Here is a 21396-nt window from a genome sequence, read left to right as displayed (position 1 = left end):
TACGATCTTAGAACTTGTAGTTCAGGCCGAATAGATAAGTCCTGCCATACACAGTTTTATCTGTGATCTTGTTTGGATCAGTATCATATTGCTGGAACGGTGCGTTGTTCCAGTTATTCGCTTGCGCCAGCAATGATAAACCTTTCAGGTAACCAGTCTGGAATTCATACGAGACCTGGAAATCAACGATAGTTTCACCCTTGATGAAAGTCAATTGCTGATTGTCCTGGAAGTCGCTGATCTGTCCCAGGAAATCAGAACGTTTGCGACCTGCAACAGCGATCTGGAAGCCATTTTTTTCATAGTACAAACGCAGATTACTGACACGCTTGGAGAGGCCTGGCAAAGGAATATTTTGCGCACTGATATTCGAAGTACCGAAACCAAACGCTGGCAGCGTGATCTGGCTTGAGGTATCAGAGTGATTCACCATGACACCAAAACCATCCAGCACAGGAGTGATCATGGAGAATGGAATATTCAGGGCAACTTCAAAGCCATGAATATTACCGCCTTCACCATTTTGTGGCGTCGTCAGCAAACCGACGGTAGAACCTTGATATGGGCCACTCAGAGGCAAAGGGGTGGTTGCACTGACAAAAGGCTTAAAGTCGAAAGTACGTGGTGCACGATAGATATAAGTATCGAGCTGCTTATAAAAACCGGCAACGCTGAAATAACCCTTCTTGCCGAAATATTTTTCATACGACAAATCAAAAGCCTTGGCACTGAAAGGCTTGAGCTCAGCATTACCACCGCTGCCAGTGAGGATAGGGAAAGCGCCGCCAGTCTTGACACCAAATTCCTGGCTGGCACGCAAATCATCCATGTTTGCGCGAGACAAAACTTTTGCCAGACCTACACGCAAGAACTGCTCTTTACCCAGATCAAAAGAGACGTTCAGGCTAGGCAGAAAATCAGAATAAGACTTGCCACCAAAGGCAGTCTTGAATGGGCAAGTATCTACAGTGATGCCCGTGCACTTGGCCAGATCAACCTGGTTACCGGTCGAACGCTGGTTAGTGTGGATGAACTGACCACCAAAGTTACCACGGTAATTCAAACCCATGAGCTGGCCATCGAGATCACCCATTGCGTAGGCCGTCGTTACTTTTTCGTTGACGGTCCAGTCTTTTGCGAGCACGGATGCATCAACCCAGCGCGCCAACTCATAAATCGAGCCCAAAGAACCATCAGGATCAAAAGAAACAACTGGCAAACCAACCGTGCCCGCAGTTGCCACTGCACTGCCCGGCACCGCTGCCGAAGCATAGCCACCACCGCCTTTAACGACCAGACGGCCTTCCTGGCCAGTACGGGCCTTATCGCGCTCAGTATAGTTAAGGGCAAACTGCGCCGCTACCACAGGACCAAAATTCAGGTCACGCTTGGCGCTCAGACGTATGCTGTTGACCTTGTCATTAATATCTGGCAAAGCAACATATCCGGCTTGCGGCGTATTTGGACCGCCACCCCAGCCATCGACGTCAGTCAGTCTGGAGACATTGCGGTCGGAATAATTCAGGCTGGTGGAGTACTTCACATCAGAAAAATTACCACCATTAAAACCGGTATATGAAATCGAACCCAGTGGCGTTACATCACCCGGCTGACCTGCCGTGGTTTCGTAGCGTTTGCTATGCTTGACGGCTTTTGAATAAGACAGATCAGCTACTGCCGTCCAATCGTCGAGTTTCATTTCACTGTTCCAGCCTATCGACGTCAACTTGTCGTCAGCGCTTTCTTTGTGATTGCGAACGACGCCTTTATAGTTACTGAAAGTACCGGCGGTGGCAACACCATTGACGATGGTTGCATTACTGAGTACGCCGTCTGGATCATAGCCACCGGCTGAACCGGCAATTGCACCTTCCAGACCGGTTTTCTTCAGGCTGGTAGAACCGGCAGAATAAAATACATCAACCGTAGATTTGAAGTTTTTATTTGGCTTGTATTGCAGAGTCAGGGAAGCGCCGTCACGGTTACTCTTACTGACTTCCGTGTCAGACTTGAAACCACCCGGAGCCACAACTTTGGCACCGTTATAATCGACAGTCGGCGCAAAACCACCCCAGGAATCGAACTTTTGCTGGCCGCCGCCATCTTCCTTGAACTTGGTCAAACCCAAAGACACGCCCAGAGTACGGTTCGCAAACTGATCTACATAAGAGAATGATGCGCGGTCGCCTGTGCCCTCTTCGGAGCCTGATTTTACGCCCGTGCGTTGTTTGCGATAGCTGGCTGCTAGTACACGCTTGCCAAAATCCAGTGGCTTGAGTGTATTCAGATCGATCGTCGCTGCCAGACCCTGACCAACCAGTGCTGCGTCTGGCGTTTTGTAGATCAATACGGAACCCATGAGCTCAGCCGGGAACAGATCAAACTCCGGGCTGCGGGCATTACCTGTAGAAGCCTGTTCACGGCCATTCAACAAGGAACCATTAAAACTTGGCGACAAGCCACGCACGCTGACATCTGCCGCCTTACCTGATGAACGGCTGCGCTGCGCGGTCACACCCGGCAAACGGGCAATCGATTCGGCCACGCTGGCATCAGGCAATTTGCCTATGTCTTCCGCCGAAATGGCCTCGACGATGGAATTGGAATTTCTCTTGATCGAGATGGCTTCTTCTATACCCTTGCGGATGCCTGTCACGACCACGGTAGTACCAGTTGCTTCTTGCGCTGCAGCGATGTCGGTCATGCCAAAGATCAATACGGCACATCCAGCGGCGACCGGACTCAACTTAAAAGAAAAACGGTGCAGAGCTTCGCCCTGCCGACGCTTTTGCGTAGCTTGTTTCATGTAATGTCCCCTCACACTTTTATATGACTTGCACTCTTTGAGTCACCGGACAGAAACCCAACATTCCAGCCCGGCAATCAGAACCCAACGTTCCGAGATGAATTTTGTACTAAAACTAGATTCAATGTCAAACGAAGACTACAAAAAACTACAAACAAAATACGTGCACCAGATAAGACCTCTATAGCAAGGCCACCTCTATGCACTGAAATGTGTTGTGTACGCCCCACAAGGGGGCAAGAGAGCAATGTAGTTAGACTACTTTATGTAATTGAACTACTTGTTAAATCCAAAAGATTTCGTGTGCAAAGATTGCCGCGAGGGCTTGCAAGAGCTATGGTCAGCACAAAAATGTGACGCCTGGACCATGCAGGGGCCAATAAGGCAAGTCTGAAGAAAAGCAGCATCTGGCATGTCAATATCAGGCGGCCATAGTTTCAAGAAGCAAAAATCATGATTCCATTATTGCAATTCATTGATGGATGCCTGCTCTGTGGCCCACCTGAATAAGACTGATCCACTGATGCTTGACTCATGCTTCAGGGTTTTAGACGTAGAGCTCGCCCTTCGCAACCAGACAAACTTGCCCATGTACCAGGACAGTTTCATCTTCGGCATTCAGGCTCACATGCAATTCACTGGGTCTGTGCACATAGGCACCCTGGGCAAAAATTTGCGTATCACCAGCCTGGGCACGCTGGTGCCTGACCATATAGGCACCGGCAGGGCCAACCGCACTACCAGTGGCGATATCTTCAACCTTGCCTTCATTGTCCCAGGTACGCCCTTCGCGGCGCTGCACATCCAGCACATAGACAAATTTTGCACCTACGCTGGCCAGTTGGGCTTCAAACTTTTCATGGCAGATACGGGCTTTGTCGAGGTGCTGTTGTATAGGCACGATCAGATAGGGCAGGCCCGTCGATACCACTTGCAGTGGCAAATCCGCTACCTGGTCATGCGCATGCAGGTTCAGGGCCTTCAGGAAATTTTCAGCAACACTTGTGCTCAAGGGTTCGCCAAAACTGGCCTTGCCCTGATTCATTTCAGCAAAAAAATTGCCATTCTCTTGTTTGCTGCTGGCAAATACACTGCGTTCATTCAGGACAAATTCAAATTCCGCTGTCTTGCTGTCCGGCTGGTAAAGTTGGTGCAGGCATGCTGCCGCGCCGATGATGGGATGACCGGCAAAGCCCAGCTCTTCTTCCATGGTGAATATATGGGTGCGCCATCTGTGCTGCCCGTCCAGCTTTTGCAGGAAGATACTCTCGAACTGGCGCATTTCGCGCGTCATTGCCTGCATCATATAGGCGGATAGAGTTTGCTCCAGCACAAAGACGCTCAGGCCATTGCCTGCCAGTGTTTGTCTGGCAAAGACATCCACCATGGTGAATGGGAAAACTTGTTTTTTCATTTTTCACTCCCTGGTCAGACCTGGTTCAGGACCATCTCACCAGTATAGGCAAAAAATCTTTGACGCCAGGCAAATTCTCAGCGAGTTTTCTTTTGTTGACGTTGCCAGTGCCTGGCGTATAAATGCAGGCCCGTCATGGGCAACAAAAACCAGAACAAGCCATTGGCGAGCACACTGGCCCTGGTGAAACCAAAATGGTAGTGATAGGCAGTATCATCTATATATACCGCTACATAGGGGAAACCGGCAAACCAGCCATCACCCGCTATATTCGGATAAGGCAGCAGCATCCAGAAAGTGCCTAGCCAGGAGGCCAGACCCAACACCAGTCCGGCCACCAGGCAGAGGTAAAAGTGCTTTTTCCAGTTTGCCGGGCTATCCGCTGAAAACAGCAGATACAAATTGCTGCACAGACTGTAAGTTCCTGCCAGTACCAGCAAGCTGGCAGCCACAATGATAGTGATTAACATGATCTGTCAAACCAGAAAAGTGAAAGCAAATACTGGCAAAAGGCCACGGTATTAAACAGGCATCATACCACCTGAATTTCCACAATTTCTTGCAGCCGTTGTAAAACGGCGTTGTTTTTGAAGATTTAACCTTGCATGACTTGATAGTCAGGTGCTACTGAATTATTCTGGACTGGATGTGTTCCAGAATAAAAAAATAAAACCATGTCATTCCTGCCTCCGTTGTCACCCCTCCCTGTCTGCGCCCTGCTGAGCTTGCTGCTAAGTCAGCATGCATTGGCGGCAGACTCCAGTGAAGAAGAAGACCTTGCCCTGGTCTATGGCGACAAATCCATGGTCAGCATCGCCACAGGCAAATCACAAAGCCTGCGACGGGCACCTGCGGTAGCCTCAGTGATTACTGCTGAAGAGATACGGGCCCAGGGTTTCACTGATATAGACCAGGTGCTGGAAACCATACCTGGCATGCACGTCAGCCGTGCTGCCATCTTGTACTTCCCCGCGTATATCATGCGCGGCATAGGTGGTGGTGGCGTGACCAACCCGCACATGCTGGTATTGCAAAACGGCATACCCATGACGACCTCGTATACTGGCGACAAGGGACAGGCACTGTGGCATGCGATCTCAGTTGAAAACATCTCCCGCATAGAAGTCATACGCGGCCCCGGCTCTGCCCTGTACGGGGCAGATGCCTATTCAGGTGTCATCAATATCATCACCAAGACAGCCGATGAAATAGCCGGTACTTTTGCCGGAGCCGGTCTGGGTTCTTTTCGCACCCGGGATGCCTCGATCTTGCATGGCGGTGTATGGGGACCATTCAAGGTCGCCGCCTATCTGCGCGTGGGAGCTACGGATGGGCAGAAAGAAGTCCTGACGGCTGATGCCCAGTCCAGGAATGACAAATTGTTTGCTACCCACGCCAGCCTGGCGCCAGGCAGCGTGCATACTGGCTTAAATCCTGTCGATGCGAATCTGGATGTCAGCATGGGTAACTGGCGCTGGCGCTCCAGTTTATTAAGCAGGACGAATATGCAGACCGGTGCAGGAGTATCTTCGGCGCTTGATTTTGGTGGTGATGCGGCGACGACAGAAAGACTGACTTCTGACCTGTCATGGACAGACCCGGCTTTCACGCACGACTGGGCACTGGGCAGCACGCTGAGTTTCATGCACTACACCGAAAAGAGCAGCCTGCAACTGCTGCCACCGGGAACCAGGTTGCCCACCGGGATTTTCCCCGATGGCATGATAGGCGGCCCATCACGATGGGAAAGACAATTCCGCCTGTCTGCCTTTGCCAGTTATACAGGCTGGGCCGATCATCAATTACGTGCAGGTATAGGGCATGACGATGTCTATCTGTACCGCACTCAGACCATCAAGAATTTCCTGCTCAGTCCTGCCGGTATTCCAATACCGACAGGCCCTGTCATGGACTATAGCCAGATACAGCCACATATCCTGCCTGCCCGCAGAAAAAACGATTACCTGTATCTGCAGGATGAATGGAATCTGGCCAGGGACTGGACCATCACGGCTGGCATACGCCATGACCATTATTCCGAATTTGGCGGCACTACCAATCCGCGTCTCGCCATCGTCTGGGATGCGCGGCATGACCTGACTGTCAAGCTCTTATATGGCCATGCCTTTCGTGCCCCGGCCTTCAATGAGTCTTATGGTCTCAACCCTGTCGCGAATGGCAATCCAAACCTGAAGCCCGAGCGCATCGCCACCACAGAACTGGCACTGGCCTGGCAGGCCCACCAGGATCTTGCGCTGAACCTGAATGTCTTCCAATACAACATGCAGGACATCATACGCGCCGTGGTCAACCCCATGCCTGGAACAGGCTCGACCTTCTTCAATACCGGCAATCAAAATGGAAAGGGCCTGGAAGCCGAGTTGCGCTGGGACATACACAAGGATGTCAAATTGCTGGCCAACTACTCTTATCAACACTCTGTCGATGAGGGCACGCAAACCGATGCCGGCTATGCGCCACATCATCATGTGTTTGCACGCATGGATTGGCAATTCAATTCCGGCTGGGCCCTCAGCCCACAACTGAACTGGGTGGCAGACCGCCGACGCCCGGCTGGAGATGCCCGCCCTGGCATCGCAGACTACACCAGCCTGGACCTGAGCTTGCGTTCACTGCGCGGCAGGGGCAAGTGGGAGTGGACCGCAACCGTGCGCAATCTTTTTAACGCAGACATACGCGAACCCAGTATTGCCCCCGGACTGGCGATTCCTAATGACCTGCCCATGGCACCCAGGGCCATCTACCTGCAAGTCATGTATAAAATATAATCCAGCATGGGATATAAAAAAGAATGCGGCATTCCCGCCACACTGCATGCAGCCAGACTTGTTAAGCATTGCTACTTTCCATGGCTATCCGCAGAAACCGGTGACAGTCTCTGCTGACGGATTTATGATGGGTGCATTCAAGCAATGTCTGCTCCGGGAGGAATGATGCAATTGCCACCACATACAGCCATGCTGAGCGCCCTGCTTTTGTCTTTTTCACTGGCGGCAAATGCTGCTGCAGACAATAATGAAGAAGACGATGACCTCAAGGCCGTCTATGGCGACAAACTGACCGTCAGTATTGCTACGGGCAGCCAAAAGTCGCTGCGGCTGGCACCCGCTGTTACCAGTGTCATCACTGCCGCCGATATTCGCGCCATGGGTGCAACTGATCTCGATCAGGTAATGGAAACCGTGGCAGGAGTGCATGCAGAAAAAATCGGTGCGAACAATTTTTCTGCCTATGTAGTGCGGGGCATCATCAATGAACTCAATTCGCAAATCCTGGTGTTGCAAAACGGCGTACCGATGACTGTGCTGCTGACAGGGAACAGATCGCGCCTGTGGGGCAGTTATCCCTTGCAGCATATCTCACGCATAGAAATCATACGCGGGCCTGGTTCAGCTTTATATGGTGCCGATGCCTATAGCGGTGTCATCAATATCATCACCAAAACATCTGCAGAAATACAGGGCACAGAATTTGGTATTAACACCGGCTCATTTTCCACCCGCGATGTCTGGATACAGCATGGCGGCAAACTGGGCAGCGTCGATGTCGCCGCTTATTTTCGGATAGGCAAAAGCGCAGGTAGTGCAGAAATCGTTACAGCAGATGCACAAACCGGCCTGGACCGCGTATTTGGCACCCGTGCCAGCCTGGCACCTGGCCCCTTGAATAATGGTCATGATGCAGTGGATGCCCATCTTGACCTGAGTTATGAGAAATGGCGCTGGCGCAGCAATTTCATCCTGCGCGATAACATGGGTACGGGAACGGGGACTTCTTCGGCCCTGGACCCTAGCGGCAAATTAAAAAGCCAGCGCCTCACATCAGACTTGTCCTGGAGCGATAATCACATCGGCCACGACTGGGGCCTGGGCTTCAATATGAGTTATTCGCAGTACCTGCAACGCCTGCCTTCGCCCCTGGTTTTGTATCCGCCAGGAGTGACTTTCCCTACTGGTAATTTCCCTGCCGGAATCATAGGTGCACCCAATACCTCAGAGCGGCAATTACGCGCTTCTGCCTATGCCGTGTATTCAGGCTGGCGTGACCATCATTTACGTGTTGGTGTCGGGCATGACGACCTGAATATGTATGACGCCTATGAATTCAAGAACTTCCTGATCACTCCGGCAGGCCTGCCGCAGCCAGCGGGCCCAGTACAAGCCTACACGGGTGCACTGGCATTTCTGGAGCCGCACCGCCGCAAGATCGATTATGTGTATGCCCAGGATGAATGGCAATTCGCGCCGGACTGGAATCTGACTGCAGGTATCCGGCATGATAATTTTTCTGATGTAGGCAGCACGACCAACCCACGTGTAGCGCTGGTGTGGGAAGCTGCGTATAACCTGACTGCCAAACTCCTGTATGGACAGGCTTTCCGCGCACCTTCTTTTAATGAGCTTTACAGCATCAATAATCCTGCACAACGCGGCAACTCGTCCATACAACCCGAGAGTATCAAGACGCTGGAAGCTGCGCTGATATGGCAGGCACGCAATGATCTGCAGGCAAAACTCAATATCTTCCAGTTCAGGATGAAAAACCTGATACGTACCGTGCCCAATGCGATCAAGGGCACGGGCAGTTCCTACGCCAATATCAATAGCCAGGAGGGGCATGGCGTGGAAACCGAGTTGAACTGGCAAGCCAGCCGCCAGTTAAGATTCAGCGGCAATTACAGCTATCAAATCAATACCGACCAGGTCACCAATCAGGATGCCGGTTATGCGCCACGCCACCATGTCTTTGCCCGCGCTGACTGGCAATTTGCGCAAGACTGGCTATTGAGTCCGCAATTCAACTGGGTGGCAGGACGCAAGCGCACCGTCGGCGATCTGCGCCCGCCAGTGGCAGATTACAAATTGATTGATCTCAGCCTGCGTACCAATGCGGGTGCATGGGAAGTATCTGGCAGTATCCGCAACCTGATGAATGTCGATGCGCGTGAACCCAGTTTTGCGCCAGGCAGTATCACCAATGACATACCGCTGCCAAAACGCAATTTCTTCCTGCAGGTCATGTATAAAATGTGATTGCCAAATTCCGCATGCAGCATCAGCAGATGATGGGGTTCTCTGCTTTTCATCTGCATGAAATAGCAGCGGCGTGCGGGCTTTGGGTAAAATAACGCCTGACCAAGTACCAGAAGACTATCCGGACCGCCTTGCATACTCCTATTAAATACCAGGTTTTCCCCTCGCACCCTAGGCTGTCTCCATTAATCATGCATATCATGATAGTGGAACTGGATGCCTGCGAAGTATTTTTGCCTGCTACCTTGTGCCCCTCCATCATGCTGTTCGCCCGTGGCGGCGCAACCGTCATCGGGGCAGATCAAGGCGAATTCGTCGCTGAGCGCTTTTTCTTGCGTGGCCCCTTCATGGAACCTGCACATGTGCGCTACGCTCCTGGAACCCTGAGCTTGTCGGTATGTTTCCGTCCTGGCATGCTGCAACAGGCCATGGGCATCAACGTTGCCAGCATTGCCGGCAGTGCCCTGCCTTTTCAGGATCTGGTTTGTCCCCTGCGTACCCAGGCATTCCTGCAAGAGCTGGACAAAGTAGAAGATGGCAAAGCCATCGTGGATTTATTCCAACAGTTTTTGCTCGATGTACTTGATCACAAACCCAGGAGCAGCATAGGCGCGGCATTTCTGGCGGCGCACAAGAAGATATTCTTCCCGCTGCTGGAGTTATCTGAATATTTTGGCATAGGGCAAAGACAGCTGGAGCGCCGGGTACGCGAGAATTTTGGTGTCACCCTGCGTGATGTCAGGCGCATCGTCAGGTTTGGTTTTTCCCTGCCCCACATCATCAGGCCAGATGTGGCCTGGGGAGACCTGACCCAGATTGCCCAGGATACCGGTTACTACGATCAGGCCCACATGCACAGGGAATATGTGGAGCTGGCAGGCATACCACCTGCGCAGCTCAGGCAAAAAATCAGTGCCCGCGATCCGGCCTACTGGATTTATCTGATGCCGGATGAAGATTTCAATAAACTCTTTTTATTGATTGATTGACGGGTCGGTACAAATTTGACGCATCGATACAATTACCTAAAAGGCTAATTATTTACACTGTTTTTCATTGCCAATATGAGAAACACGATGAAGATGAGCCAGCAAGAAAACAGCCCAAATAGCCCACGAAAGCCTCTGCAAGTACGTCAATTGAACATTGATTTATCCCAGGGCTTTTCACGTCACTGGCTGGGAGGTGATGCCTTCCGTACCCATTTATTCAATGCCCAGTCCTACAGCTTCCCGCTTGGTGAGCAATATTTCATCGACAGCGTCAAGGCGGCTCTGCCCCTGCTCAAGGATGAGCAATTAAAAGAAGACATCAGGGGATTTATCGGCCAGGAAGCCAGTCATCGTCATATCCACAAGCAATACAATCAGCAACTGGATGCCCAGGGCCTGAGCTATCTCCTGGAAGGCTATGTGGCCTGGCGCATACGCACGGCAGCCATGCTCAGTGTCAGGAGTAACCTCGCCATCACCATGGCCTACGAACATTTCACTGCCATTTTCGCTGACGGTACCTTGAGCGAAGCTTGCTGGATAGGTGACGCAGAAGAGCCGCTGAAGACTTTATGGACCTGGCATTCGGTAGAAGAGACCGAACACAAATCCGTGGCCTTTGATACCTATCATGCAATAGGTGGTGGTTACTTCGGTCGGATTGCCTGGTTCCTGTATGTGACCGTGCTGTTCAGCGTTGATACACTACTGCAAACCATGCATTGCCTGTACAAGGATGGCCAGTTATTTAAGCCGAAGACCTGGTGGCAGGCCATCAAATATTGCCTGCGCCCGCGTGGCTTGCTATGGTTTTCGCTGCCGCATTACCTGGCTTATTTCAAGCCTGGCTTCCGTCCCTGGGAACGCGAGAATCTGCACTTGGCTGAACAGTGGTTGGGAGACCAGGCCGCCAGCTACAGAAAAATCGGCGTAGGTACTGAGTAACTTGCGAATATGGATTTGATTAACCTGCCCGACGGACTTGCCATTGAACTCTGTCCATATTAAACAATTCAGACAACGCGGCCATCCACCAATTCAATAATGCGGTCGCAACGCTGGGCCAAATCCATATTGTGCGTCACCATCAGGAAAGTAGTGCCATTTTCCACGTTCAACTTGCGCATCAATTCAAATATCGCGTCAGTCGATTTGGTGTCCAGGTTACCCGTTGGTTCGTCAGCAAGTATTAGCGGGGGATTCAAGGCAAGGGCACGGGCAATGGCCACCCTTTGTTGCTGCCCACCCGACATATTGCCAACCATATTGTTTTTCCATTGCTCCAGGCCTACTTGTGCAAGTAATGCCTCTGCCCGCTGGCGCATGTCGGCATCAGCATGGCCTTTTTGCATCATCAGGGGAATCATGACGTTTTCGGTTGCCGTAAATGCGCTCAGCAGATAATGCGCCTGAAATACAAAACCAATTGCCGCCCCCCGCAAATGGGTAAGTTCGGCATCACTCATCGTGCTGGTTTCTTTGCCGGTCAGATAGAGCAAACCACTACTTGGTCTGTCAAGCAATCCAATAATGTTGAGCAGCGTGCTCTTGCCTGAACCTGATGGCCCGATCAGGGCCACAAATTCGCCCTTGCTGATATCTATCTGTATATCATGTAAAACCTGCGTTTCTGCAGGCGTGCCAAGTCCATAGGATTTATTGAGGTTCTCAAGACGCAACAGGGATTCAGCCACGGATAGCCACCACAGGATCAAGTCGGGATGCACGCAAGGCAGGCGTGACTGCAGCCAGCAGGCCCGTCAGCGTGGCAATCACGGCACTCCAGAAGAACAGATTGAAGTCCATGCTGATTGGGAACATGGGAGTGCCATCCGGATTTTTCGCGATCATGCGCCATGCAGCCAGCAAGCCTGTCGCAAGTGTAGAACCCACCAGTGAACCAAGCAAACCGACCACGGCACCTTGTATCAGAAAGATTCTTAACACCTGGCTGCGGCTCCCCCCCATTGCACGGAGAATACCAATTTCTTTTTGGCGCTGTACGACCGAGACCACCAGGACGCTGGCAATACCAGCCGCTACTGACAGTGCGACAAAGATACGTATCAACAGACTGGAATAGGTTTGCGCACGCATCCCCAGGAAAAACTGGTTATTGCTGGCTATCCAGCTCATGGCAGTCAGCCCGGTTGCATTCGCAATCAACTGAGCAATCGTCTCGGCAGCATAGGGGTCTTGTACGGTCAAATCTATACTTGAGACGCCGCCAGTCATGCCCAGCAGATTCTGCGCTGTCGACAGCAAGACAAATACCGTTCGCTGGTTTGCGCCACGGCTACCCAGGTCAAAGATCCCGGCAATATTGAGATTCAGGCTGGCGCCTGCTGCACTGGTCACCCGCAGCTTGTCTCCAAGCTGTACGCCCATATCCTCTGCCAGTTGCATGCCGATGATCATATCGGTATTCATCATGCGAAAACTACCCGCTATCATTTTCTCCGGCAAGGGCACGATCCTGACATAGGCGTCTGGCTCTATGCCTATCAGCGAAATGGCCTGAGTAGCACTGCCCCGCACGACCAGAGCAGGGCCCGACGCGTTTGGAGACACGGCCACAACGTCGCCGCGTGCCTGCATCTGATCACGCACTTTTTGCCATTGATCGATGGTATTCATGCGTTGTGAGGGTTTTTGTATTGTCGCAGCAATGGTCTGCTGTTCGTTGGCATTCAATACGGCAGTGGCCTGTTGCTTGGGTCTCTCGAGGGTAATGTGAGGTTGCGAACTCAATACGCGTTTAAACAAATTACCCTGCATGCCGGACAACAGCGCTGACATAAAGACGATAACCCCTACCCCAATGGCAACGCCCAGGATAATGAATATCGATTGCATGCGTCCCTCGCGCAAGAAGCGCATCGCAACTATCCATTCAAATGGCAAGAGCTTATTCATAGCTGGTCATGGCTGGTCATGGCTGGTTATGGCTAGTTATGGCTAGTTACTGCTTCTGGCCGGATTGCCAGCGCCACTGTGCTGCAAGTCTGCCCGGGCTCGCTTACCTTCCTGAACGGCAACGCCAGTTGCGGGCAACACCATGTCCTGCTCGCTCAAGCCGGATAAAATCTCCACGGACTTGTCACCGCGTACACCGATGCCAATCGCGCGACGCTCTGCTTTCCCCTTATTGATCACCATCACCCAGGGCGAAGTCGCCACATCATGAATGGCTTCAGCACTGAGTGACAGGGTATCTTTGCGTCTGGCGACTTCTATTTCTACCGACACGGTCATGTCTTGTTTCAGATAGGCAGGTGGATTTGACACATTCAGTTTCACATCGACAGATCCACGCTGAGCATTGACCCCAGGATTGATATAACTGAGTTGCGCTGGAAATTTCTGTCCAGGATAAGCGTCTGCCACAGCCAACGCACTTTGTCCCAGTTGCATATACCGTAAATTTTTCTCATCGATTTGTATGAGTAACTGTGTCAGGCCAACAGGTGACAAGACCATCAATACCTTTCCGGGCTGAACGGTGTCGCCACGCTCAACATCGCGTGAAATCAAGATGCCATCTGCCACTGCCCTGATCTGTGTATGCTGCAATTTTGCCTGTGCTGATTTTTGATTTGCCCTGGCCTGGTCCAGGGCCGCGAGTGCCAGTTGATAGTCACTACCCGCAGGCTGGGTGGACTGTGCCTGCAGCTTTACACTATCAACCTGGCTGCGTGCTATGTCCAGGTTGCGCCTGGCGTCATCCAGTTGTGCCTGACCAACAAAACCCTGTGCCACCAGCTCTCTGGTGCGGTCATATTGTTTTTGCACGTTCCCGAGGTTAACTTGAGCCTGCGTCACCGCCTGCTCTGCAAGCGGCTGGCTCAGTTCCTGAATTTGTTTGAGTTTGATTTCTGCCTGATGCAGGTTGGCGTTGGCCAGATCAAGAGCAGCTTTCTCGTCGGCGCCATCGAGTTCTATCAGCAACTCACCTGCCTTGACAGTCTGGCCCTCCTTTACCGGCACGGCTGCCACCATGCCGGTTACCTGCGCACCAATATCGACTCTGGCAGGCGTTTCTACCCGGCCACTGGCGACCACCGTCTGCACAAGTTCACCTCGCTTAGCCTGGAATATCACGGATTTCCTGCCTAGCACATATGGCGAGGCAAAATAGGCAAGCAGGGAAAATATGGCGACACCAAGCGCCCAAAGTATCACATTGGATTTATTCAGAAATCCCTGAGTTTTCTCCATCTTCAAGCCTTTCATGCCAGAACCACGCAAACTGAGTTTGATGGCATTTCGGGAAACAGACTTGATCTTAAGCAAGCAATAATAAAAAAGCTCGCCTGAAGCGAGCTTTTTATAAACTGGAAATAATTGGACTTAGTGCTGCAACAAGGTATTCACTTCGGCCAGATCATCTTCCTTCAAGGTGCCTGCTGCTGATTTCAAGCGCAGGCCATTCAGGATAGTGTCGTAGCGCGCTTTCGCCAGGGTCTGACGCGTGGTGTACAACTGCTGCTGTGCATTCAATACGTCGATATTGATACGCACACCAACCTGATAACCAAGCTTGTTGGAATCCAGTGCGGACTGGCTGGATACTTCAGCCGCTTCATAGGCCTTTACCTGAGCCAGGCCAGAGCTGACGCCAACAAATGCCTGACGTGCACCCTGCGCTGCAGTACGGCGGGCATTTTCATAGTCACTGCGTGATTTATCTTCCAGCGCAATCGCTTCCTTGACGCGGCTATCGACAGAAAAACCAGAGAAAATAGGAATATTCCACTGTACACCTATGGTCGTTGGCTTGACCACACCTGCGCCATTCGGATTGCCAGCACCCGCATTCGAGGTACGTCCAGTACTGGCGACCAGATCAACGGTAGGGTAGTGACCTGCACGGTTTCTCTGTATCTCGCGCTTGGCTATTTCAACAGCCACTTGTGAAGCGACGACGCTAAAATTTTGCTTTTCTGCGGAGGAAACCCAGTCATCAATCAATGCTGGCTGGGGCTCACTGAGTTTGACACCGACTTTCAGGGTTGCCAGTTCACCGGCATCCTTGGCGATAATTTGCTGCAGGGCTGCACGCTTGACTTGCAAATCACTCTGACCGGCAAATTCCTGCGCTGTCACCAGGTCATAACGTGCCTGTGCTTCATGGGTATCAGTAATCGTTGACGTACCCACTTCAAAATTACGCTTGGCAGAAGCCAGTTGCTCGGAGATGGCACTCTTTTGAGCGCGCAAGGTTTCCAGCGTATCCTGTGCTGCCAGCACATCAAAATAAGCCTGGGCCACACGCAGGATCAGATCTTGTTTAGCTTGCGCAAACTGTGCTTCACTGACCAGCAGCGACAATTTGCTTTGTTCATATTGCTGCCAGTTACCCCAGTTGAACAAAGGTTGGGATAAAGCCAGGGTCCAGGTATTGGTCACGCCTTTCAAAGTGCGCGAACCTGATACCGCATCGACTTCGGCCTCGGTACTGGACTTGGTGTCACTTCCTTTCAGAGCGATACCGGGCAACAGACCTGCGCGGCCTTGCACAGGTTTTTCCTGACCTGCAGTCAGGCTGGCACGGGCACTTGCGTACTGCGCATCATTTGCCAGAGCATCCTTATAGACTTGCAGCAAATCACCTGCATTTGCATTCAAGGTCAGGAAAGCTGAGGCCAGCAGTGTGGCAAGAATAGGATTACGCATGTAAGGCTCCGAAAAAAAGTAAATTAATAAGTGGGCATACCCGTATCGACTTGTTGTGCCCATGCATGCACACCACCAGTCAGATTAATTGTTTGGGTAAAACCCTGACGCTCTAAAAAATTTGCTACCTGCATACTGCGCCCGCCGTGATGGCAGATGCAGACAATCACATCATCCGGTTCCAGCTCTTGAAAACGGGCTGGCACTGTCTGCATGGGCATCAGTTGCACACCCGGGATATGACAAGTCTCATGCTCCCAAGGTTCCCGTACATCGAGTAAAACCGGGGCTTTTCTACTACTATCGTTTAACCATTGCGCCAGCTCTGTTGCAGTAATGTTTTGCATGTCATGTCTCCCGTTTTCTTTTCAGGATTACAGGCTGAAATGCGAAACCGGCTTGGCACCTGCTGCAGGCTCCACCACAGTTTCAAACAGGTTTTGCGTGCCCACTGCGGACGCCGAAGTACGGGTCAGCAATTTCGCTGTCAGCGCTGGCAATTGACCAACGAAAGCCAGCAAGCGGCCACCAACATTCAATTGCTGTTGCAGATGTTCAGGCAATTGCTCGAGTCCACCAGCGATAACGATGGCATCATAGCTGCCGGTGTTCTTGTCGCTGAAGGCATCAGCCAGAACCACATCAACATTGCTGACATGATTGCGTTGCAGATTAGCTGTCGCCAGTGCATGCAAGACCTTGGATGATTCCAGCACGGTCACATGGCGGGCAGAGTAAGCCAGCAATGCGGCCAGATAACCTGTGCCTGCGCCAATCAGCAAGACGTTTTCCTGCTTCTTGAGCACCAGTTCCTGCAAAATGCGCGCTTCCAGCTTGGGCGTCATGGCTTTGCTACCATCCGGCAAAGGCAATTCAGTATCAAAAAATGCCAGGCTTTTTTGTTCCGCCGGGAAATAATCTTCGCGTTTGACCACAATCAGCATATCCAGTACTTCCTGGTTCAACACATTCCAGGGGCGGATTTGCTGCTCTATCATGTTGAAGCGTGCTTTTTCGATATTCATTTCTATACTCGATTGCAAAATTGATGGAAACGGCATTTTATCAAAGCGCTTGGGCAGTTTGACGATTACCGCGCCATTTTTGCGTAATCCATAGACCCAGATCATCCAGATAGGTGTAAATCACCGGAACAACCACCAAAGTCAGCAATGACGAAGTGATAATCCCGCCTATCACAGCCTGTCCCATCGGTGCGCGCTGCTCAGACCCCTCAGACAGGGCAAAGGCCAGTGGCACCATGCCAAATACCATCGCCAGAGTTGTCATCAGAATGGGGCGCAGACGTACATGAGCCGCTTCCAGCAAGGCTTCCATGCGGTCCATGCCATCTTTTCTTGCCTGATTAGCAAAATCTACCAGCAAAATCGCATTTTTGGTAACTAATCCCATCAACATGATGAAACCGATGATGGAAAACATGTTCAAGGTAGAGCGGAAGAACATCAAAGCCAGGAAAACACCGATCAAAGTCATGGGCAGGGCCGACATGATGGCGATCGGTTGCAAGAAGCTGGCAAATTGCGACGCCAGGATCATGTAAATGAAAATCACCGCCAGCGCCAGGGCAGACAAGGCATAGCCAAAAGATTCGGTCATGTTCTTGGTGGCACCACCCATCTTGTAGCGGTAACCTGGCTGCCATTGCATGCCATCCAGCACTTTTTTGACTTCGGCACTGACTTCGCCGGCAGAGCGGCCCACCACATTGGCAGACAATTCGACTTCACGGTTCAGGTCACGGCGGTTGATCTGGTTGGCGCCTGTCGATGGCTTGATGTCTGCCACCTGACGCAAGGGCACCATTTTTGGTGAGCCATCTGCATTGGTTTGCGTGCTGCTGAGCATCAGGCGTGACAGGTCTTCAGGGTTATTTCTGTCGTTCGGAGAGAGGCGCACGGTGACATCATAGTTTTCATCATCCGGTGCGCGCCAGGTCGTGGCAATCTCGCCTGCCAGCAAAGGCCGCAAAGCACCACCTATCTGGGCCACACCTACACCGAGGTCAGCGGCGATATCACGGCGTGGTTGCACCGAGATGGTTGGTTTTTGCGCCTTCAGACTGGAATCCAGATCCACCAGGCCGGGAATGGCACGCAGTTTGTCCTGTACCTGCTCCGACAATTTAGCCAGCTCACCAAGATCACTGCCCTGCAGACTGAAACGCAGGTTCTTGTTATCACCACCTACACCATCCAGTGCACCGATATGCGTGACTGTGATACCGGCTATCTGGCTCAGGCGGGTACGCAGCGGTACTGACATCTGGCTGGTAGTCCTGGACCTGTCCTTGCGTGGTACCAGGCGGATAAAGGTGGTCACATAATTCTTGCCCTGTGCCGAGCCTGTGTTCACCGTGCTATAGGTGTCCAGCACTTCAGGGAACTCCTTCACGACAGCCTCTACCTGATGTACCTTGGTCTCGGTCAGCTCCAGCGATGAACCTACCGGCGTATAGTAATTAACGCCTGTTTCGGAATAATCAGCCTGCGGTACGAATTCTGAACCGATCAAGCCTGTACCCGGTATTGCCAGGCCAAGGAAAAAAGTCAGCGCTGCAATCAGCAAGGTCTTGATACGATGCTTGAGCGACCAGCGCAACATCACCTGATAGCCACGCGAAAACCATTGCACACCACGCTCAAACTGCTCCAGCACACGGCCTATGCTATTCGCATACCAGCCCTTGCGTACAGGCTTGCCATTTGCATCCAGCGCAGTATGGCCATGGGCATCCGGGTCTGGCCAGATCGATGACAGCATGGGGTCCAGAGTGAAAGACACGAACATGGAAATCAAAACAGCTGCGGTAACAGTAATACCAAACTGGTGGAAGAAGCGGCCGATAATCCCGCCCATGAAACCGACCGGCAAGAATACGGCAACGATGGAAAACGTGGTCGCCAAAACTGCCAGGCCTATCTCTGCCGTACCTTCGAGCGCTGCCGTGTGATGATCCTTGAACTTGCCATTGACCTTCATACCCGCATGACGCACGATGTTTTCACGCACGACGATTGCATCATCAATCAGCAAACCCACACAAAGCGACAAGGCCATCAGGGTAATCATATTGATGGTAAAGCCAAACATGTCCATGAACAGGAAGGTACCTATCAAGGCAACCGGCAAGGTCAGGCCCGTGATGACGGTAGAGCGCCAGGAGTTCAGAAACAGGAAGACGATCAGCACTGTCAGTGCAGCACCTTCTATCAGGGTACGGCGCACATTCTCTACACCCACACGTATCTGGCGCGAACCATCCTTGATGACTTGTACTTTGACACCGGGATACTGTGCCTGCAATTGTGGTTCCAGTGCCTGCAAAGCTGCAGTCAGGCCATCGGCGACCTCTATGGTGTTTTGTCCCTGCGCCTTCAAAATATCCAGTGCGACCGTGCGCTGGCCGTTATACAGGGCCAAACTTTCTTGCTCTTCCTGACCATCCACCACACTGGCGACTTGCGACAGCATGACTGGCTGGCCGCCGCGACGGGCCACGATGATGCGGGCGAAGTCTTGCGGGTTCTTGATGCGCCCTTGTATCTGTACGACCTTTTCATTGTCGAGCGCACGGATGGCACCGGTAGGCAATTCCTGGTTTTCATTGCGCAAGGCATTGATGACCTGGTCGACACCCAGGCCCAGCGATTCCATTTCACCCGGCTTCAGGTAAATCTTGATTTCGCGCTTGACGCCACCGACCAGGGTGACTGAACCGACGCCGCGTACATTTTCCAGACGCTTTTTCACCAACTGGTCACCGATGGTGGTCAGTTCACGGAAATCACGTTTTTTGATCTTCTCATCATTCGTCACCGAGACCGAGAAAATGGGTTTGTCGGATGGGTCATAACGCGTCACCCTGGGCTCTTTGACTTCCTTGCGAAAGCCCGCCTTGATGAGCGCGACTTTTTCACGCACATCCTGCGCCGCCTGTGCCGGATCAACGGTCAGGTCAAATTCCAGGATAACGACAGACGTGCCTTCGTAAGAACGCGAAGTCAGCGCGCTGATACCATTGATGGTATTGACGGTTTCTTCAACCTTGCGGGTAATGTCCGACTCTATGGTCTCAGGTGCGGCACCAGGATAATCGGTCTGTATCACCACCACCGGGAAAGTAATATCGGGAAACTGATCGACCCGCAAGCGTTTGTAAGAAAACAAACCCAGCACCACAAAGGCCACCATCATCATGGTCGCCAGCACCGGGTTGCCTATGCTGATACGTGTGAACCACATGATTACACCTTGCCTGTCGTGGTAATCAGCTTCACAGCCACGCCTGCACGCAAGCGCCCCAGATTGGCTTTAACTATCTTTGCTTGCGGTGCCAGGCCGGACAACACCTCCACCACAGGCTTGCCCTGGTTTTCGCCACGCAGGCCCAGCTTGACTGGCTTTTGTTGCAGGACATTGTTTTCTATCGCATACACAAACGCCTGTTCGGCTTCATACTGTATCGCTGTTTCCGGCACGGTCAGCACTTCTGACTTTTTATCAACGACCAGTTGTGCCTCGCCAAACATGCCCGCACGCAAAATCGTATCGGGATTGGCAACCTGCACATAGGCCATGATGGAACGCGAGCCAGCAGTCGTGGCAGGATTGATGCGCACTACCTTGCCATCGACAGCCGTTTGCACGCCTTCTATTTTCAGTTGCACGGCCTGGCCGATTTTGATGCTGGCAATATCCTGTGTTGGTATCGGTGCTTCCATTTCCAGCATGCGCAAATCGACGACATCGAGCAAGCGGTTATCTGGCGAAATCTTTTCGCCCGGTTGCACCATGCGGTTGCTGATCATGCCTGAGATGGGCGCGCGTATGACAGTATCTGCCAGCGCTTTTTGCGCCACATTCAATGCTGCCTTGGCGCTATCGACATTGGCCAGTGCAATCGCATATTGGCTGTTGGTATTGTCGTAGGCGTTTTTGGAGATAAAACTTTTTTCCAGCAGGGCCTTGTTATTATCGCGTGCCAGACGGGCAATCTCGAGTTGCCCCTGTGCAGCAGTCAAAGCGCCTTTGGCCTGCTCCTGTCTTGCCAGGTAATCGCTACTGTCCATCTTGATCAGGATTTGACCAGCCTGCACGGCTTCGCCTTCACGTACCAGCACTTCGGTAATATCACCAGCCACCCTGGCTTTGACGGCAGCCTGATTGATGGCGCGCAAGGCTCCTGACAGAGCCAGCAATTTTCTGATTTCAGTATTGCCAACTTCGGCGATATCGACAGGCAAGAATTCCAGCGTTGAAGGTGCCGTCTGCCCAGACGCTGCCGCAGCACTTGCCGGAGCCTGGGCTACGGTACCCTGAGATTTTTTCTTCATTACCACCATGCCTGTAGCCAGCAACAGCACTACAGCAATGATCCAGAAAGTCTTGCGCTTTAACATGATTGTTTTCCAAAAGTAATTGTTTCAGGGA

Annotated in this window: 15 protein-coding genes; 4 read left to right on the top strand and 11 right to left on the bottom strand. The window is 52.0% G+C overall.

Going from position 1 to position 21396, the window contains the following annotated elements; all coding sequences use genetic code 11:
• Window positions 1–7 precede the first annotated feature (7 nt).
• The 3 genes from UNDYM_RS05210 to UNDYM_RS05200 form a co-directional block, all read right to left on the bottom strand.
• Window positions 8–2806, bottom strand: coding sequence for a TonB-dependent receptor (locus UNDYM_RS05210; protein ID WP_162040101.1), 2799 nt, complete (start codon window positions 2804–2806; stop codon window positions 8–10).
• Window positions 2807–3353: 547 nt separating this feature from the next.
• Window positions 3354–4220, bottom strand: a complete 867-nt coding sequence (locus UNDYM_RS05205; RefSeq protein ID WP_162040100.1) for a PhzF family phenazine biosynthesis protein — start codon at window positions 4218–4220, stop codon at window positions 3354–3356.
• Between the two features lie 77 nt (window positions 4221–4297).
• On the bottom strand, window positions 4298–4690 hold the full coding sequence (locus UNDYM_RS05200; RefSeq protein WP_162040099.1) for a hypothetical protein: 393 nt from the start codon (window positions 4688–4690) through the stop codon (window positions 4298–4300).
• A gap of 204 nt (window positions 4691–4894) precedes the next feature.
• On the opposite strand from UNDYM_RS05200, the gene UNDYM_RS05195 reads away from it, so the two are divergent.
• From UNDYM_RS05195 to UNDYM_RS05180, 4 genes are all read left to right on the top strand, one after another.
• Window positions 4895–7009, top strand: coding sequence for a TonB-dependent siderophore receptor (locus UNDYM_RS05195; RefSeq protein WP_162040098.1), 2115 nt, complete (start codon window positions 4895–4897; stop codon window positions 7007–7009).
• Between the two features lie 165 nt (window positions 7010–7174).
• The gene (locus UNDYM_RS05190) at window positions 7175–9274 is read left to right on the top strand and encodes a TonB-dependent siderophore receptor (RefSeq protein ID WP_232063714.1); all 2100 of its coding nucleotides are present in this window, start codon (window positions 7175–7177) and stop codon (window positions 9272–9274) included.
• Window positions 9275–9465: 191 nt separating this feature from the next.
• A complete protein-coding gene (locus tag UNDYM_RS05185; RefSeq protein ID WP_162040097.1) occupies window positions 9466–10263 on the top strand; it encodes a helix-turn-helix domain-containing protein in 798 nt (265 codons plus the stop codon).
• Window positions 10264–10350: 87 nt separating this feature from the next.
• Complete coding sequence (locus UNDYM_RS05180) at window positions 10351–11211, top strand: metal-dependent hydrolase (RefSeq protein ID WP_162040096.1); 861 nt, start codon at window positions 10351–10353, stop codon at window positions 11209–11211.
• A gap of 68 nt (window positions 11212–11279) precedes the next feature.
• On the opposite strand, the gene UNDYM_RS05175 is transcribed toward UNDYM_RS05180, so the two are convergent.
• The 8 genes from UNDYM_RS05175 to UNDYM_RS05140 form a co-directional block, all read right to left on the bottom strand.
• Complete coding sequence (locus tag UNDYM_RS05175) at window positions 11280–11960, bottom strand: ABC transporter ATP-binding protein (protein WP_162040095.1); 681 nt, start codon at window positions 11958–11960, stop codon at window positions 11280–11282.
• Complete coding sequence (locus UNDYM_RS05170) at window positions 11953–13182, bottom strand: ABC transporter permease (RefSeq protein ID WP_162040094.1); 1230 nt, start codon at window positions 13180–13182, stop codon at window positions 11953–11955. Before UNDYM_RS05170 ends, UNDYM_RS05175 begins: the two co-directional genes overlap by 8 nt.
• A gap of 42 nt (window positions 13183–13224) precedes the next feature.
• Entirely contained in the window at window positions 13225–14484 is a 1260-nt protein-coding gene (locus UNDYM_RS05165) for an efflux RND transporter periplasmic adaptor subunit (protein ID WP_162040092.1), read from the bottom strand.
• Window positions 14485–14616: 132 nt separating this feature from the next.
• Window positions 14617–15942, bottom strand: coding sequence for a TolC family outer membrane protein (locus tag UNDYM_RS05160; RefSeq protein WP_162040091.1), 1326 nt, complete (start codon window positions 15940–15942; stop codon window positions 14617–14619).
• Between the two features lie 23 nt (window positions 15943–15965).
• Window positions 15966–16289 (bottom strand): rhodanese-like domain-containing protein, encoded by a 324-nt coding sequence (locus UNDYM_RS05155; protein WP_162040090.1) that lies wholly within the window; start codon window positions 16287–16289, stop codon window positions 15966–15968.
• 27 nt (window positions 16290–16316) lie between these two features.
• Window positions 16317–16967: a protein-L-isoaspartate O-methyltransferase gene (locus UNDYM_RS05150; protein ID WP_162040089.1), complete on the bottom strand. Its 651-nt coding sequence runs from the start codon at window positions 16965–16967 to the stop codon at window positions 16317–16319.
• Window positions 16968–17007: 40 nt separating this feature from the next.
• Window positions 17008–20208 (bottom strand): efflux RND transporter permease subunit, encoded by a 3201-nt coding sequence (locus UNDYM_RS05145; protein ID WP_162040088.1) that lies wholly within the window; start codon window positions 20206–20208, stop codon window positions 17008–17010.
• Between the two features lie 2 nt (window positions 20209–20210).
• Window positions 20211–21365 (bottom strand): efflux RND transporter periplasmic adaptor subunit, encoded by a 1155-nt coding sequence (locus UNDYM_RS05140; protein ID WP_197740981.1) that lies wholly within the window; start codon window positions 21363–21365, stop codon window positions 20211–20213.
• Window positions 21366–21396 lie beyond the last annotated feature (31 nt).

The sequence above is a fragment of the Undibacterium sp. YM2 genome, assembly GCF_009937975.1.
Classification (GTDB): Bacteria; Pseudomonadota; Gammaproteobacteria; order Burkholderiales; family Burkholderiaceae_D; genus Undibacterium.
This window is presented reverse-complemented; position numbering and strand designations above follow the sequence as displayed.

What these genes read in the sequence shown, in the direction of transcription:
- UNDYM_RS05145 (WP_162040088.1), bottom strand. Translation starts at nt 20,208, where the DNA reads ATGTGGTTCACACGTATCAGCATAGGCAACCCGGTGCTGGCGACCATG.
- UNDYM_RS05190 (WP_232063714.1), top strand. Translation starts at nt 7,175, where the DNA reads ATGCAATTGCCACCACATACAGCCATGCTGAGCGCCCTGCTTTTGTCT.
- UNDYM_RS05210 (WP_162040101.1), bottom strand. Translation starts at nt 2,806, where the DNA reads ATGAAACAAGCTACGCAAAAGCGTCGGCAGGGCGAAGCTCTGCACCGT.
- UNDYM_RS05165 (WP_162040092.1), bottom strand. Translation starts at nt 14,484, where the DNA reads ATGGAGAAAACTCAGGGATTTCTGAATAAATCCAATGTGATACTTTGG.
- UNDYM_RS05160 (WP_162040091.1), bottom strand. Translation starts at nt 15,942, where the DNA reads ATGCGTAATCCTATTCTTGCCACACTGCTGGCCTCAGCTTTCCTGACC.
- UNDYM_RS05180 (WP_162040096.1), top strand. Translation starts at nt 10,351, where the DNA reads ATGAAGATGAGCCAGCAAGAAAACAGCCCAAATAGCCCACGAAAGCCT.
- UNDYM_RS05185 (WP_162040097.1), top strand. Translation starts at nt 9,466, where the DNA reads ATGCATATCATGATAGTGGAACTGGATGCCTGCGAAGTATTTTTGCCT.
- UNDYM_RS05205 (WP_162040100.1), bottom strand. Translation starts at nt 4,220, where the DNA reads ATGAAAAAACAAGTTTTCCCATTCACCATGGTGGATGTCTTTGCCAGA.
- UNDYM_RS05200 (WP_162040099.1), bottom strand. Translation starts at nt 4,690, where the DNA reads ATGTTAATCACTATCATTGTGGCTGCCAGCTTGCTGGTACTGGCAGGA.
- UNDYM_RS05140 (WP_197740981.1), bottom strand. Translation starts at nt 21,365, where the DNA reads ATGTTAAAGCGCAAGACTTTCTGGATCATTGCTGTAGTGCTGTTGCTG.
- UNDYM_RS05150 (WP_162040089.1), bottom strand. Translation starts at nt 16,967, where the DNA reads ATGAATATCGAAAAAGCACGCTTCAACATGATAGAGCAGCAAATCCGC.
- UNDYM_RS05155 (WP_162040090.1), bottom strand. Translation starts at nt 16,289, where the DNA reads ATGCAAAACATTACTGCAACAGAGCTGGCGCAATGGTTAAACGATAGT.
- UNDYM_RS05170 (WP_162040094.1), bottom strand. Translation starts at nt 13,182, where the DNA reads ATGAATAAGCTCTTGCCATTTGAATGGATAGTTGCGATGCGCTTCTTG.
- UNDYM_RS05195 (WP_162040098.1), top strand. Translation starts at nt 4,895, where the DNA reads ATGTCATTCCTGCCTCCGTTGTCACCCCTCCCTGTCTGCGCCCTGCTG.